Origin of the sequence: Pseudomonas sp. Z8(2022), from assembly GCF_025837155.1 — a bacterium.
Lineage (GTDB): Bacteria > Pseudomonadota > Gammaproteobacteria > Pseudomonadales > Pseudomonadaceae > Aquipseudomonas.
Genome location: NZ_CP107549.1, coordinates 377,405 through 391,216, shown reverse-complemented (window position 1 = coordinate 391,216; position 13,812 = coordinate 377,405). Strand labels below are relative to the sequence as shown.

Annotated in this window: 15 protein-coding genes; 4 read left to right on the top strand and 11 right to left on the bottom strand. The window is 64.2% G+C overall.

Annotated elements, in window-relative coordinates; translation table 11 throughout:
• On the bottom strand, positions 1-480 hold the full coding sequence (locus tag OEG79_RS01820; protein ID WP_004373919.1) for an RNA pyrophosphohydrolase: 480 nt from the start codon (positions 478-480) through the stop codon (positions 1-3).
• Between the two features lie 144 nt (positions 481-624).
• Between OEG79_RS01820 and OEG79_RS01815 the strand changes: the two genes are divergently transcribed.
• Positions 625-1,278 (top strand): HAD family hydrolase, encoded by a 654-nt coding sequence (locus OEG79_RS01815; protein WP_264147186.1) that lies wholly within the window; start codon positions 625-627, stop codon positions 1,276-1,278.
• Between the two features lie 34 nt (positions 1,279-1,312).
• Here the strand turns inward: OEG79_RS01815 and OEG79_RS01810 are convergent, their stop codons facing one another.
• The 4 genes from OEG79_RS01810 to ilvA are packed head-to-tail and all read right to left on the bottom strand — an operon-like array spanning position 1,313 to position 5,005.
• Positions 1,313-1,780 (bottom strand): DUF2269 family protein, encoded by a 468-nt coding sequence (locus tag OEG79_RS01810; protein ID WP_264147185.1) that lies wholly within the window; start codon positions 1,778-1,780, stop codon positions 1,313-1,315.
• Entirely contained in the window at positions 1,777-3,036 is a 1,260-nt protein-coding gene (locus tag OEG79_RS01805; RefSeq protein WP_264147184.1) for an SDR family oxidoreductase, read from the bottom strand. The genes OEG79_RS01810 and OEG79_RS01805 overlap by 4 nt, the downstream gene beginning before the upstream one ends.
• The gene (locus OEG79_RS01800) at positions 3,036-3,476 is read right to left on the bottom strand and encodes a DUF2269 domain-containing protein (RefSeq protein WP_264147183.1); all 441 of its coding nucleotides are present in this window, start codon (positions 3,474-3,476) and stop codon (positions 3,036-3,038) included. The genes OEG79_RS01805 and OEG79_RS01800 overlap by 1 nt, the downstream gene beginning before the upstream one ends.
• Positions 3,477-3,490: 14 nt before the next feature.
• Positions 3,491-5,005 carry a threonine ammonia-lyase, biosynthetic gene (gene ilvA, locus OEG79_RS01795; RefSeq protein ID WP_264147182.1) on the bottom strand — a complete coding sequence of 505 codons (1,515 nt, stop codon included), beginning with the start codon at positions 5,003-5,005 and terminating at the stop codon, positions 3,491-3,493.
• A gap of 168 nt (positions 5,006-5,173) precedes the next feature.
• On the opposite strand from ilvA, the gene rpiA reads away from it, so the two are divergent.
• Positions 5,174-5,845, top strand: a complete 672-nt coding sequence (gene rpiA / locus OEG79_RS01790) for a ribose-5-phosphate isomerase RpiA (RefSeq protein ID WP_264147181.1) — start codon at positions 5,174-5,176, stop codon at positions 5,843-5,845.
• A 76-nt stretch (positions 5,846-5,921) separates the two neighbouring features.
• Here the strand turns inward: rpiA and OEG79_RS01785 are convergent, their stop codons facing one another.
• Positions 5,922-8,126 (bottom strand): heavy metal translocating P-type ATPase, encoded by a 2,205-nt coding sequence (locus OEG79_RS01785; protein ID WP_264147180.1) that lies wholly within the window; start codon positions 8,124-8,126, stop codon positions 5,922-5,924.
• Positions 8,127-8,206: 80 nt separating this feature from the next.
• Here OEG79_RS01785 and cadR point away from each other — a divergent pair, with 80 nt between their 5' ends.
• Together cadR and OEG79_RS01775 are read left to right on the top strand one after the other, a co-directional pair.
• On the top strand, positions 8,207-8,659 hold the full coding sequence (cadR, locus tag OEG79_RS01780) for a Cd(II)/Pb(II)-responsive transcriptional regulator (protein WP_264147179.1): 453 nt from the start codon (positions 8,207-8,209) through the stop codon (positions 8,657-8,659).
• A 102-nt stretch (positions 8,660-8,761) separates the two neighbouring features.
• Positions 8,762-9,097: a YegP family protein gene (locus OEG79_RS01775; RefSeq protein WP_264147178.1), complete on the top strand. Its 336-nt coding sequence runs from the start codon at positions 8,762-8,764 to the stop codon at positions 9,095-9,097.
• A gap of 58 nt (positions 9,098-9,155) precedes the next feature.
• On the opposite strand, the gene OEG79_RS01770 is transcribed toward OEG79_RS01775, so the two are convergent.
• From OEG79_RS01770 to OEG79_RS01750, 5 genes are all read right to left on the bottom strand, one after another.
• Positions 9,156-10,070, bottom strand: a complete 915-nt coding sequence (locus OEG79_RS01770; RefSeq protein WP_264147177.1) for an SdiA-regulated domain-containing protein — start codon at positions 10,068-10,070, stop codon at positions 9,156-9,158.
• A gap of 70 nt (positions 10,071-10,140) precedes the next feature.
• Positions 10,141-10,488 (bottom strand): NirD/YgiW/YdeI family stress tolerance protein, encoded by a 348-nt coding sequence (locus OEG79_RS01765; RefSeq protein WP_264147176.1) that lies wholly within the window; start codon positions 10,486-10,488, stop codon positions 10,141-10,143.
• Positions 10,489-10,589: 101 nt separating this feature from the next.
• Positions 10,590-11,507, bottom strand: a complete 918-nt coding sequence (locus OEG79_RS01760) for an SdiA-regulated domain-containing protein (RefSeq protein ID WP_264147175.1) — start codon at positions 11,505-11,507, stop codon at positions 10,590-10,592.
• Between the two features lie 115 nt (positions 11,508-11,622).
• Positions 11,623-12,288: a fumarylacetoacetate hydrolase family protein gene (locus OEG79_RS01755; protein ID WP_264147174.1), complete on the bottom strand. Its 666-nt coding sequence runs from the start codon at positions 12,286-12,288 to the stop codon at positions 11,623-11,625.
• Positions 12,289-12,401: 113 nt separating this feature from the next.
• A complete protein-coding gene (locus tag OEG79_RS01750) occupies positions 12,402-13,793 on the bottom strand; it encodes an FAD-binding oxidoreductase (RefSeq protein WP_264147173.1) in 1,392 nt (463 codons plus the stop codon).
• Positions 13,794-13,812 lie beyond the last annotated feature (19 nt).

Sequence of the window (13,812 nt, the reverse complement as noted above, 5' to 3'; positions counted from 1 at the left end):
TCAGTCACGCACTATCAGGCGCGGGGCAAGTTCCTTGAGCGCACGGCGATAGACCTCGCGCTTGAATGTAACGACCTGCCCCAGCGGGTACCAGTAGCTGACCCAGCGCCAGCCATCAAACTCCGGCTTGCCGGTCAGGTCCATGCGCACGCGGTCTTCGGCGCCGGTCAGACGCAGCAGAAACCACTTCTGCTTCTGCCCGATGCACAGCGGCTGGCTGTGGGTACGCACCAGACGCTGCGGCAGACGATAACGCAACCAGCCACGGGTGCAGGCGAGGATCTTCACGTCCTGCTCTTCGAGCCCGACCTCTTCATTCAGTTCACGGTAAAGCGCCTCTTCCGGCGATTCACGATCATTGATGCCGCCCTGCGGAAACTGCCAGGCGTCCTGATTGATACGCCTGGCCCAAAGCACCTGGCCGACATCATTGGTCAGGATGATGCCGACATTCGGGCGGAAACCATCAGAATCGATCACGGCAAGCAACCTCGTACACGCAAGTTCCGGCATTGTTCCACAAAGCCGAGTCCAGCAGCAATGCGGGTTTGGCGGCAGTGGGAAAGCCCGGCCAAAGCGGCTATTCTGGCGCGCCCCAAACATTTGCAGAACAGGTACAGAACCGTGCGCTTGGCCCTTTTCGATCTCGACAACACCCTGCTGGCTGGCGACAGCGACCACAGCTGGGGCGAATTCGTCTGCCAACGTGGCCTGGTCGACGCGGCCGAGTATCTGGCGCGCAACGATGCCTTCTATGCCGACTACTGCGCCGGCAAGCTGGACGTGGTGGCCTACCAGAATTTCAGCCAGGCGATTCTCGGCCAGCACGACATGGCGCAACTGGCGCAGTGGCATCGCGAGTTCATGGCCGAGGTGATCGAACCGATCATCCTGGCCAAGGGCGAGGCCCTGCTGGCCCAGCATCGCGAGGCGGGTGACAAGCTGATCATCATCACCGCCACCAACCGCTTCGTCACCGCGCCGATCGCCGAGAGACTGGGCGTGGAAACCCTGATCGCTACCGAATGCGGCATCGCAGACGGCCGCTACACCGGCCAGATCACCGGCACACCGTGCTACCAGGCCGGCAAGGTGACCCGCCTGAACGAGTGGCTGGCCGAAACGGGGCACAACCTCGAGGGCGCGTACTTCTATAGCGACTCGCGCAATGACCTGCCGCTGCTGGAAGCAGTGAGCAACCCCGTGGCGGTTGACCCGGACGACGTGCTGCGCGCCACCGCCATTGAGCGCGGCTGGCCGGTGATTTCGCTGCGCTGAGCGCAGGCGCGCGGCCCTCGCCCGCCGACTACCATCAGACCGGCTTGGCCACCATCAGGTAGAAGATGGCCATGAAGGCGATGAACGCCGGCCAGCCCAGCACGAACCAGATGCTCATGTAGCGCCGCGCCAGCGACGGCAGCGGCTCCCCATTCTGATCGGCCGCCTGTGCCATGTCGCGCAGGCGGATCTGCAGCCACACCACCGGCAGCCAGCACAGGCCTGCGAACACGTACAGGCCGATGCTCCACAGCAGCCAGGCCTGATTCAGCGGCCAACCGGCGAGATGCACCAGGCCCAGACCGGACAGCGGCTGGAATACCGCGGTGGTGGCAATGAACAGCCAGTCCGCCGTGACCAGATGGCGAAAGGTCACGGCGATCACCCGCACGTCACCACTGAGCCAGGCGCGCAGGGCGTAGTAGGCAGAGCCAAGACCGGTGCCGAACAGCAGCGTCGAGGACAGGATGTGCAGGGTCTTGAGCAGCAGATACAGACTCATTCGGCGAATACCTCCTTGTTGGATGCCTGGTGCAGACGCAGCAACCAGGCGCTGGCCACGATCAGCACCAGGTTCTTGCCCACCGCCATGTAGGGGTCGAACCAGTATTGCGGCAGCCACAGACTGATCAGCAGCGTATAGATCAGCATCAGGGCGATCTGCGCGCGCAGCGCGGTGACGCGCCAGCGTTGCACCAGCAAGCCGACGCCGAGCACACCGTCGAGCAAGCCTCCGGCGACCACGGCCAGCTTCGCCAGCCAGCCATGTACGCCCATCTCGGCCATGATCCGCAGCCCCCAGTCGAAGCCCGGTCCCAAACAGACCAGCGCGGTGCCCAGCCAGATCAGCACCAGCGTTGCCAGCAGCAGGGGGGCCAGGGCCAGGCTCAATGTCTGTGCCGCCTGCGAGCCATACAGACGCGCCGCGAGCGCTGCCGGGCGATAGCCGCAGGCCTGTTGCAGTGCAGCGCCGTCCGCCAGGTTGTCGCGAGCGGCGAGCAGCAGGGTCTGGCGGTTCAGCGCACGCCAGCCGAGGCGCTGGCCAAGCGCCGCCAGGGGTTGCAGCAGCGCAGCGGGCAAGCTCAGGTATCGCGCCGGCGCCCAGCCCTGGGCGGCGCGCAGCCGGTCGATCAGCTCGCCCTGGATCATCGCCTGCGGACCGACCACAGGCAGCACGGCATTGTCCTCGGGCCACCGGCGCAGCAGCGCCAACACCGCGCCACACAAGTCGTCGACATGCAGCGGCTGCAGGCGCGCCTGGTTGTTGAGCAGGGGTATCCACGGCCAGACTGACAATCGCTGCAGCCAGCCAGTGCTGGCGCCGCCCTCACCCACTACCAGCGAAGGTCGCAGCACCAGGGCCGGTACACCAAGAGTCAGGGCGCAGTCATCGGCCGCAGCCTTGCTGGCGAGAAAGGGCACATCGGGCTGATCGCCGGCGCCGAGGGCGGAGATCTGCAGCAGGCGCATGCCGCGCGCAGCGGCGTTGCGCAGCAGGGCACTGCTCGCCTCGGCCTGCAGCCGCCACAGCTGCTCCGGATCGGTGGACAGAAGCCCGGCGGCGTTGATCAGCACGTCGCACTCGGGCCAGGAAAAGCGCTGCAGATCGAGCAGATCGAGCGCGCGCCAGTCAACGCCAGGCAGCATCGGCCCGCGCCCGCTACGCGAGGTCGCCATGACCTGATGCCCGGCGGCGCTCAGTGCCCGCAGCAAATGGGCGCCGATAAAGCCGCTGGCACCAACCAGCAGGATGCGCATCAGGCCGGCTTCGCGCCCATCAACGCCATGATGGCGATCAGCAGCAGGAGAATCAGCCCGGCGTAGATCAGGCACAGACGCTTCAGCGCTGTCGGCGCCGGCGTTTCACCCAGCGCGCGCCAGGCCGCCAGGCGACCGGCCAGCAGCAGGCCGATCAGCATCACCACGCCATAAAGGATGCTGCCCAGCAGCAGCCAGGTCTGCCCCAGCGGCCAGCCGGCGGTGTCCACCAGCCAGTAGCCGGTGAACGGCAGGCTCAGTGCCAGAACAGCAAATGCCGGGAAGCTGAACAGCAGGGTCACGCGCAACTTGCGCGCCAGCACCGCCGCATCACCGCTGCGCTGCGCCTTGAACAGCATGACGCCGTGGGCGATCAGGCCCAGCAGCAGCAAAACACCCGGGGCGCTGTGGAGAATACGAACCAGCAGATAGTGTTCCATCACAAGATCCTTGTTCAGCCGAGAAACAGGCGATAGGCCGGGTTGTCGCTTTCATCCCAGTAGGGATAGCCGATGGCGTCCAGCGCCGCCGGCACCAGATGGCGCTCGCCTTCCGGCACCTGCAGCGCAGCCAGTACACGACCGTCGGCGGCGCCATGGTTGCGGTAGTGGAACATGGAGATGTTCCAGCGCCCGCCCAGCTTCTGCAGGAAGTTGAACAGAGCGCCAGGACGCTCGGGGAATTCGAAGCGCAGCACCATCTCGTCGCCGACACCCGCGGAATGGCCGCCGACCATATGGCGGATATGCAGCTTGGCCAGCTCGTTGTCGGTCAGATCCAGCACCGGGAAGCCCTGCTCGCGCAGCCCCTCGACCAACGCCTGGCGTGGATCGTTCTCCGGGTGGGTCTGCACGCCGACGAAGATGTGCGCCTCGCCTTCGCTGTGATAGCGGTAGTTGAACTCGGTGATCTGGCGCTTGCCCACCGCCTCGCAGAAGGCCTTGAAGCTGCCCGGCTGCTCGGGAATGGTGACGGCGATGATCGCCTCGCGCTTCTCGCCCAGCTCGGCGCGTTCTGCCACGTGGCGCAGGCGGTCGAAGTTGACGTTGGCACCGGAATCGATGCCCACCAGCACCTCGCCTTTGGCGCCCTGGCGCTCCACGTACTTCTTGATCCCGGCCACCGCCAGCGCGCCGGCAGGTTCGGTGATCGAGCGGGTATCGTCATAGATATCCTTGATCGCCGCGCAGATTTCGTCGGTGCTGACGGTGATCACCTCATCGACGTGGTCCTTGCAGATATCGAAGGTGTGCTGGCCGATCTGTGCCACCGCCACGCCATCGGCGAACAGCCCGACCGTCGGCAGCACCACACGCTCGCCGGCGGCCAGCGCCTGCTGCAGGCAATTGGAGTCATCCGGCTCGACGCCGATCACCTTGGTTTCCGGACGCAGATACTTCACGTACGCGGCAATACCGGCGATCAGGCCGCCGCCACCGACCGGCACGAAGATGGCATCGATATGGCCCTGATGCTGACGCAGCACCTCCATGGCCACGGTGCCCTGGCCGGCGATCACCAGCGGATCGTCATAGGGATGGATATAGGTGTAGCCCTTCTCTTCCACCAGCTTCAGCGAATGCGCCAGCGCCTCGGGGAAGGCGTCGCCGTGCAGCACAGCCTTGCCGCCACGCGAGCGCACGCCCTGCACCTTCAGCTCCGGGGTGGTGCGCGGCATGACGATGGTCGCCTTCACCCCCAGATGCTTGGCCGCCAGAGCCAGGCCTTGGGCATGGTTGCCGGCCGAGGCGGTGACCACGCCGCGCGCCAGCTCTTCCGGGGACAGTTGCGCCAGCTTGTTGTAGGCGCCGCGAATCTTGAACGAGTACACCGGCTGCAGATCCTCGCGCTTGAGCAGAATCTGGCTGCCCAGCCGCTCACTGAGCTGACGGGCGGGTTGCAGCGGAGTTTCAACCGCGACGTCGTAGACGCGCGAGGTGAGGATCTTCTTCACGTACTGTTCGAGCATGGCGATTTCGCAGGCGTTCAGGCTGGGAGGGAGCCCGGAAGTCTACTCCAGCGAAAGTGGCCACGACCACCGCGAAGCCGGGTTTTCTGCCCCGGCGGTGCCCGGAAGACGGCCCCTTTCGGCTATAATTCGCACCTCTTTCCACTCCCTCCCAGGCGCATATCCGCGATGAATCAGGATCAGCTGAAACAGGCCGTGGCCCAGGCCGCCGTCGACACCATTCTTCCCCGCCTCGACAGCAAGAGCATCATCGGTGTCGGCACCGGCTCCACCGCCAACTTCTTCATCGACGCGCTGGCCAGGCACAAGATGGAGTTCGACGGTGCCGTCGCCAGCTCAGAAGCCACCGCAGCGCGCCTGAAAGGTCACGGCATCCCGGTATATGACCTCAATACCGTCAGTGAGCTGGAGTTCTACATCGACGGCGCCGACGAAAGCGACGAGCACCTGAACCTGATCAAGGGCGGCGGCGCCGCACTGACCCGCGAGAAGATCGTCGCGGCGGTAGCCAGGACCTTCATCTGCATCGCCGATGCCAGCAAGCTGGTACCGGTGCTGGGCGCCTTCCCGCTGCCGGTGGAAGTCATCCCCATGGCACGCAGCCACGTGGCCCGCGAACTGGTCAAGCTGGGCGGCGATCCGGTGTACCGCGAGGGTGTGGTGACCGACAACGGCAACATCATCCTCGACGTGCACAACATGTCGATCACCAACCCGGTGAAGCTGGAAGCCGACATCAACGCCATCGTCGGCGTGGTCACCAATGGCCTGTTTGCCGCCCGCCCGGCCGACCTGCTGCTGCTCGGTACCGCCGAAGGCGTGAAGACGCTCAAGCGTTAAAACCCAGCCTGGATGAAATCCGGGGATCCCCTGAAGCGATTTCCCGGATTGCATCAGGGCTACGGATGCAAGCTATTCACTTGCGCAGCAGGCGCAACCCGTTGAATACCACCAGCAGGCTGACGCCCATGTCGGCGAACACCGCCATCCACATGGTCGCCTCACCGGCCAGCGTCATGCCCAGGAAGATCGCCTTGATCCCCAGCGCCAGGACGATGTTCTGCAGCAGAACCGCGTGAGTCTGCCGGGACAGGCGGACGAAGGCCGGAATCTTGCGCAGATCGTCGTCCATCAGTGCGACGTCGGCCGTTTCGATGGCAGTGTCGGTGCCGGCGGCACCCATGGCGAAACCGATCTCGGCCCTGGCCAGCGCCGGGGCATCATTGATGCCATCGCCGACCATCCCGACCACCTTGCCCTGCGCCTGCCGTGATGCAACCCAGGCCAGCTTGTCCGCCGGCAGCAGGTCGCCACGCGCCTCATCGACACCGACCTGCTCGGCAATGGCTGCGGCGGTGTGGGCGTTGTCACCGGTGAGCATGCAGGTGCGCACGCCGAGTTGATGCAGTTCGGAAATTGCCTCACGACTGGTCTGGCGCACCGTATCGGCCACGGCGAACAGCATCAGCGCGCGCTGTTCGTCGCACAGCACTACCACGCTCCGGCCCTGGCGCTCCAGCGCTTCCAGGCGCACCTCCAACTGCGCGGAGCAGAGTCCGAGGTCTTCGACCAGGCGGTGGTTGCCCATATAGAGCAACCTGCCGTCGATCCGCCCCTTGGTGCCGCGCCCCGGCAGCGCCTCGAAGTCCTCGACGTTGCGCAGCACCAGCCCCTGGCCTTCCGCACACCGGGCCAGCGCTCTGGAAACCGGATGATCGGAGCGTGCAGCCAGGCTCGCCGCCCAGATCGCATGCAGGGGTTCGTCCGTATCGAGCAGGTGGAGACTGTCGGTCTGCACCGGCTTGCCATGGGTCAGGGTGCCGGTCTTGTCCAGAGCCAGCAGCGCCAGATGACGGCCATTCTCCAGATAGACGCCGCCCTTGATCAGGATGCCCTTGCGCGCCGCGGCCGCCAGGCCACTGACGATGGTCACCGGCGTGGAGATCACCAGCGCACAGGGACAGGCCACCACCAGCAGCACCAGGGCGCGATAAACCCAGTCGAACCAGGCGCCGCCGATCAGCAGCGGCGGCAGAACGGCCACCGCCAGGGCGAAGGCGAACACCACCGGAGTATAGATACGCGAAAACTGATCGACGAAGCGTTGGGTCGGTGCGCGCGAGCCCTGTGCCTCTTCCACCGCATGGATGATGCGCGCCAGGGTCGTGTCGCGCGCCGCCGCCGTCACGCGGAACTCCAGCGAACCTGACTCATTGATGGTGCCGGCGAATACCGGGTCACCCGCACGCTTTTCCACCGGCAGGCTTTCTCCGGTGATGGGCGCCTGGTTGACGGTCGAACTACCGCTGACCACCTCACCGTCAAGGCTGATGCGCTCACCCGGGCGCACCCGCACCACGGCGCCCAGATCGATGGACTGCACATCGCTTTCCTGCCAGCTGCCATCGGACAGCCTGACCGTGGCGCGCGGCGGCGCCAGATCCATCAGCCCGCGAATGGCGTTGCGTGCCCGGTCCAGCGATCGCGCCTCGATCAGCTCGGCGAGGGTAAACAACACCATCACCATCGCCGCTTCCGGCCATTGACCGATCAGCAGCGCGCCGGTCACGGCGATGCTCATCAGGGCATTGATGTTGAGGTTGTGGTTCTTCAGGGCGATCCAGCCCTTCTTGTAGGTGTTCAGCCCGCACAGGCCGACGGCGGCAAGGGCCAGCACAGCCACCAGCCAGTCCGGCCCGAGCGAGGCGAAATGCACCACCTCAGAGGCCGCAGCCACCACACCAGCCAGCGCCAACGGCCACCAGTGCTTCTTCGCAGGCGCGGTGGCCGACTGTGTAGCGCCGTCATCCTCCACCTGCGGAGTGAAGCCCAGCGCCTGAATGGCTGGCACGACACTGGCCAGCGCCCCCTCGTCATGACTGACAGTAAGCACGCGCTGCAGCAGGTTGAACTGCAGTCCTGCCACACCGGGCAGGCGGCTCAGCGCGTCCCGGATCAGCCGTTCTTCCGTCGGACAGTCCATCTGTTCGATACGGATACGGGTGTTCACTGCTCCACTCAGCGGCTCGTCCACGCGCGCCTGCACCGGGTCATGATCTTGCCCGGAGTGGTCGTGGCGAGGATGGGGCGGTTGGGGCGAATGGTCGCAGCAGCGGCTCATGGCAAATCTCCGTCAGGTCTCTGTTGCCGAGTACACACCCTGTAGTCACTATAGGGTCAAGCACCCTTGGAGGCGATCGCATGAAAATCGGTGAATTGGCGAAAAAGGCTGGCTGCCAGGTGGAAACCATCCGCTACTACGAACGCGAGGGTTTGCTGCCCGCCCCGGCGCGAAGCGAAGGCAACTACCGTCTCTACGGCAGTCAGCACCTGGAACGACTGGTGTTCATCCGCAATTGCCGGACACTGGACATGACCCTGGAGGAGATCCAGCGACTGCTGACCCTGCGTGACCTGCCCCACGAGAGCTGCGCCGGCATCAACAGTCTGGTGGACGAGCACATCGAGCATGTCGAAGCGCGGATCACCAGTCTGCTGGCCCTGCGCGACCAGCTCACCGAGCTGCGCGATCGCTGCAACAGCCCACAGGAATCCGAGGACTGCGGCATCCTGCGCCAGCTCAATGTCAGCGGCGGCGTGCAGCCCTTACCCGATGACGGACATACCCACGTCGGCAAGAGCCACTCGCACTGAATCTCTCCCTGCCTTGCCCTTCAAAGCCCCGGGAACTGGGCTAGGCTTGCTTGGCAAGCAAAGCGGCGCCGGCCAACCACCGGCTCATAAGGAGAGAGAAAAATGTCAGCGAAGTTCGAACTCAAAAAAGCCAAAGATGGCCAGTTTCACTTCAATCTGTTGGCAGGCAACAGCCAGGTGATTCTGACCAGCGAGATGTACAAGGCCAAGGATTCGGCACTCAACGGCATCGAGTCGGTGCGCAAGAACTCCCAACGGGAGGGCGCCTTCGAGATCAAGACCTCGAGTAATGAAAAGCACTACTTCGTACTCAAGGCCACCAATGGCCAGGTAGTGGGGCAAAGTCAGATGTACAGCAGCCTCGCCGCCTGCAAGGGCGGTATCGAGTCCGTGCAGAAGAACGCCCCGGCTGCGCCGCTGGACGATCAGACTGCCTGAAGGCACACGGCTTCGGCGGCAGCTTCGAGTCCATCCACTGCCGCCGCAAGCCTGCGACTCAACGCGCAGCCTGTTTGAAGACGTAGAACAGATTCGGTTCGCTGATCAGATAGAGGTTGCCCTCATCATCCATCGCCATGCCCTCGGCCTGCGGCACGCTGCGCTTGAGGCCGTGCTGGCCGCGCAATAGCGACAGGGTGCTGATCGGCTTGCCCTGGGCATTCAGCTCGATCACCAGGCGCGACTCGTCCGACAGCGCCAGCAGATGGCCGGTCGCCGCATCGAAGTCCAGACTGGAGAGGTCACGCACGAAGAGGCGGGCATCACGCTTGGGATCGGTATTGACCTGCAACGCCAGCGGCTTGCCTTCCTCGACATGCGGGAAGCCGAGCACCTCGAAAATACGCACCGGATCGCGCTCCTTGGCTACCAGCAGACGCTGGTTGGCAGCGTCATAGGCCAGCCCCTCGAACCCCTTGTTGCCGTTGCGGCCGATGCCCAGCGAGAGCTGCTGGAAATCGGCGGCAGCGAGTACCCGAGTGGCATCGTCGATACGCACCTTGACCAGGCGCTGTTCGCGCTCGTCGGCGATTACATAGGTCCCGGGCGCCACGTACTCGATGGCCTCGGGATCACCGAAACCTTCCAGATCGATGGTGCGCAGAAGATCGCCCTGCAGGCTCAGTTCGACCACCTTGGCCGGTTTGTTGGTGACGCTGAACAGCGTGCGGCGGTCCGGATCGAAGGTCAGCGCCGAGACATCGCGGATCTCCGCGATGGGCTTGGCCTCGATGGCCACACGGTAGTCGCCCAGCCACAGCGACTGCTCGCGCCACTGCGCGCCATGCTGCCACTCCTGCACGGAGAACCATGCCCGTTCGAACAGCCGATACTGCTGACCCAGTACAGCGACGACCAACAACACGAAGAACAGCAGATACAGCCAGGGGTTGATGGAGAGCAGACGGCGCATGGTGAAATTCTCTGACGACCACGAAAAGCCCGCCACGGATTTCACGTGGCGGGCGGGCGGTTAGCTGCGATCAGTTGATCAGCTCGACACGATCAACGTCGACCTCATGACTGTTGAAGTCCTTGTCGACCTCACCGGTCAGGCGCACCTTGGTGTTTTCCGAGACCTTCTGGGCCGGCCAGTCTTCGTCATCGATCTCCACCTGGATGGTGCCGGTGGCGTCCTTGAACTCATAGAGTTCATCCTGCAGACGCTTGACGATCTGGCCTTCCAGCACGACATGAGTATCGTCGGCAGCTTCCAGCGCGGCGGCAACGGTGGTGACCTGCGCGGCGGCACCCGGACCGGTGTAGCCGGTGGCGAAAGCAGCGGTGCTGAGCAGCGGCAGAACCATAAGAGCGAGGGCGGTACGTTTCATGGTGTGAACCTCGTTGTTCGTAAGTGACGGGGTCAGATTAGTGCCGCTAGCTGAAGCCAGACTGAATCGCCGCTTAAGCCAAGCTGAATGCGCCACCAGGCTCAACTGGCATCCGGCGCCGATTTGCTGAACACATAGAAGAGGTTGGGCTCGGCCACGATATAGATATTGCCGTCGTCATCCATGGCCACGCCTTCGGCCTGTTCGATACCCTGATCCAGCCCGTTGAGACCGCCGGCAAGACTGAGGAAGCTGACCGGTTGACCGCTGCGGTCCAGCTCCAGCAGCATGCGCGACTCGTCGGACAGCACCAGCAGGTGGCCGGTGCGCCCATCTACGCTGAGCGAGGAAATATCGCGCAGCCCCAGATTGCCGGCCATCAGCGGCTGCAGCGCTCCGACAGCGCCGTCCTCGCCAGGAAAGGGCAGACTGAACAGCCCCAGCGGAGAGCGCTCCTTGCCGAGCAGCAGGCTCTGGCTGCGCGAATCCCAACCCAGCCCTTCGAACCCCTTGTTGCCGGCATCGGCGAATCCCAGATCGAAGCCCTGGAAGTCCGCGGCGTCCAGTTCGAGATCGTCGTCCTCCAGCGTGAAGGCGGTGAGTTGGCGCCGGCGCTCGTCGACGATGGCCATGCGCCCGTTGTCGATCATCTCCACGGCTTCCGGGTCGGCAAAGCCCTTGAGCACGATACGGCGCAGAATCTCGCCTTCCAGCGACAACTCCACCAGCAGCGGATTCTTGCCGGTGACGGTGAAAAGCGTGCCGGTGGCCGGGTTGTAGGTCAGTCCCGAGGTTTCATCCTCCTCCAGACCGTACAGGGCCTTGGCCTGGATCACGGCGCGATAACCCGGCAGCCAGACACTGGCCAGGCGGTCGACCAGCGGCGTGGAGCGCTCCTGCAGCCAGAGCCGGGCGCGATCATCCCAATGCTGGGTCAGCACCGACACACTCAAGGCGATGACGGCCAGGCCTGAAAGCCAGTAGCGGGGACGGCGGAGCTTGCGGAAGAGAGCGGGCATCGGCGACAACTCGGCTGCTTGATGGCGATCCGACATCCGCTGTCGACAGGGGTTCCGCCGCCCCAGCGGGCGGCGGTTGGTCTGCGGCCCCAGTGGAGGCCGAGCAGTACGCCGCTTAGAGCACGCGGCTGGTGAAGCGACTGTGGCCGACCAGTTCCAGCACCAGCTCGTCGCCCTTGTTCAGCGCACCGACGCCGACCGGCGTGCCGGTGAGAATTACGTCGCCCGGCTGCAGGGCGAAGTGCCCGGCCATGTGCTGGATCATGCCGACGATGGGGTTGAGCATGTCGCGGCTGTTGCCATCCTGGCGGGTTTCACCGTTGATGACCAGACGGATGCCGATATCGGCCAGATCCTCGATGGCATCGCCCGGCACGAAGGGCGCCAGCACGCAGGCACCGTCGAAGCTCTTGGCGATTTCCCAGGGATAGCCCTTCTCCTTGAGCTTGGCCTGCACGTCGCGCAGGGTCAGGTCCAGCGCCGGAGCGAAGCCGCTGATGGCGTCACGCACTTCCTCGACATCGGGCCTCGATGACAGCGGCTTGCCGATCAGCACGGCGATCTCCGCCTCGTAATGCACCGCACCGCGATCATCAGGGATGCTGAAGCCACCCTCGAGCGGTACCACGCAGGAACCCGGCTTGATGAACAGCAGCGGCTCGCTGGGTACCGGGTTGTTCAGTTCCTTGGCGTGTTCGGCGTAATTACGGCCGATGCAGACGACCTTGCCGAGCGGGAAGTGGACGGTGGTACCGTCGACGTACTGGTGCTGATAGCTCATCACCGACTCCTGTGTTGTTCGTATTGTGGGCATCGCGGCTTGTGGCCGGTCCCGTACCTTAACCGACACCAGGCCGGATACGAAAACGCCCGCTGTCAGGCGGGCGTTTCCGGTCAGGCGAAGATCTTGCCGGGGTTCATGATCCCGTTGGGATCGAACACCGCCTTGATCGCCTTCATGCAGGCAATCTCGGCAGGCGAGCGGCTGTACTGCAGGTAGTCGCGCTTGGTCATGCCCACACCGTGTTCGGCGCTGATCGAGCCGTTGTATTTCTCGACGATCTCGAACACCCACTTGTTGACCACCGCGCACTTGGCGAAGAAATCTTCCTTGGCCAGCGCCTCAGGCTTGAGGATGTTCAGGTGCAGGTTGCCGTCGCCGATGTGGCCGTACCAGAGCACGTCGAAATCCGGGTAGTTGGCCGACACGATGTCGTCGATGTCCTTGAGGAAGGCCGGTACCTGGCCGACGGTGACGGAGATATCGTTCTTGTAAGGAACCCAGTGGCTGATGGTCTCGGAGATGTACTCGCGCAGCTTCCACAGGTTCTCCAGCTGCTGCTGGCTCTGGCTCATCACGCCGTCGAGCACCCAGCCCTGCTCGACGCAGTGCTCGAAGGTTGCCAGTGCCTCGTTGGCCACGTCCTCGTTCAGCGCCTCGAATTCCAGCAGGGCGTAGAACGGCGTGCGGCTCTCGAACGGCGCCGGTACGTCGCCACGACCGAGGATCTTCTCCAGGCACTTGTCGGAGAAGAACTCGAAGGCGGTCAGGTCGAGCTTGCCCTGGAAGGCGTGCAGCACCGGCATGATCGAGTCGAAATCAGGCGTACCGAGGACCATCGCGGTGAGGTTCTTCGGTGCACGCTCCAGACGCATGGTGGCCTCGACGACGAAGCCCAGGGTGCCCTCGGCGCCGATGAACAGCTGGCGCAGGTCGTAGCCGGTGGCGTTCTTGATCAGGTCGCGGTTCAGTTCCAGCAGCTCGCCGGTACCGGTGACCACTTTCAGGCCGGCCACCCAGTTACGGGTCATGCCGTAGCGAATCACCTTGATCCCGCCGGCATTTGTGCCGATATTGCCGCCAATCTGACTGGAACCGCTCGATGCGAAGTCCACCGGGTAATACAGGCCCTTCTCTTCGGCGAACAGCTGCAGTTGCTTGGTCACCACGCCCGGCTGGCAGACCACGGTGCGGTCGTATTCGTTGAATTCGACGATGCGGTTCATGTAGTCGAACGACACCACCACCTCGCCATTGGCCGCCACCGCAGCCGCGGACAGGCCGGTGCGGCCACCCGACGGCACCAGCGCGATCTTGTGCTGGTTGGCCCAGCGTACGATGGCCTGAACCTGCTCGGTGGTCTTGGGGAAGACGATGGCCGAGGGCGCCGGAGCGAACTGCTTGGTCCAGTCCTTGCCGTAGGTTTCCAGGGAATCGGCATCGGTCAGCACCTTGCCGGGCTCAACCAGGGTCTTCAGCTCTTCGATCTGGGCGGGGGTGGTCATCTACGGAACTCTCAAAGGA

What these genes read in the sequence shown, in the direction of transcription:
- OEG79_RS01785 (WP_264147180.1), bottom strand. Translation starts at nt 8,126, where the DNA reads ATGAGCCGCTGCTGCGACCATTCGCCCCAACCGCCCCATCCTCGCCAC.
- OEG79_RS01765 (WP_264147176.1), bottom strand. Translation starts at nt 10,488, where the DNA reads ATGAAACGTACCGCCCTCGCTCTTATGGTTCTGCCGCTGCTCAGCACC.
- OEG79_RS01805 (WP_264147184.1), bottom strand. Translation starts at nt 3,036, where the DNA reads ATGCGCATCCTGCTGGTTGGTGCCAGCGGCTTTATCGGCGCCCATTTG.
- OEG79_RS01770 (WP_264147177.1), bottom strand. Translation starts at nt 10,070, where the DNA reads ATGCGCCGTCTGCTCTCCATCAACCCCTGGCTGTATCTGCTGTTCTTC.
- cadR (WP_264147179.1), top strand. Translation starts at nt 8,207, where the DNA reads ATGAAAATCGGTGAATTGGCGAAAAAGGCTGGCTGCCAGGTGGAAACC.
- rpiA (WP_264147181.1), top strand. Translation starts at nt 5,174, where the DNA reads ATGAATCAGGATCAGCTGAAACAGGCCGTGGCCCAGGCCGCCGTCGAC.
- OEG79_RS01800 (WP_264147183.1), bottom strand. Translation starts at nt 3,476, where the DNA reads ATGGAACACTATCTGCTGGTTCGTATTCTCCACAGCGCCCCGGGTGTT.
- OEG79_RS01760 (WP_264147175.1), bottom strand. Translation starts at nt 11,507, where the DNA reads ATGCCCGCTCTCTTCCGCAAGCTCCGCCGTCCCCGCTACTGGCTTTCA.
- OEG79_RS01755 (WP_264147174.1), bottom strand. Translation starts at nt 12,288, where the DNA reads ATGAGCTATCAGCACCAGTACGTCGACGGTACCACCGTCCACTTCCCG.
- OEG79_RS01775 (WP_264147178.1), top strand. Translation starts at nt 8,762, where the DNA reads ATGTCAGCGAAGTTCGAACTCAAAAAAGCCAAAGATGGCCAGTTTCAC.
- OEG79_RS01750 (WP_264147173.1), bottom strand. Translation starts at nt 13,793, where the DNA reads ATGACCACCCCCGCCCAGATCGAAGAGCTGAAGACCCTGGTTGAGCCC.
- OEG79_RS01810 (WP_264147185.1), bottom strand. Translation starts at nt 1,780, where the DNA reads ATGAGTCTGTATCTGCTGCTCAAGACCCTGCACATCCTGTCCTCGACG.
- ilvA (WP_264147182.1), bottom strand. Translation starts at nt 5,005, where the DNA reads ATGCTCGAACAGTACGTGAAGAAGATCCTCACCTCGCGCGTCTACGAC.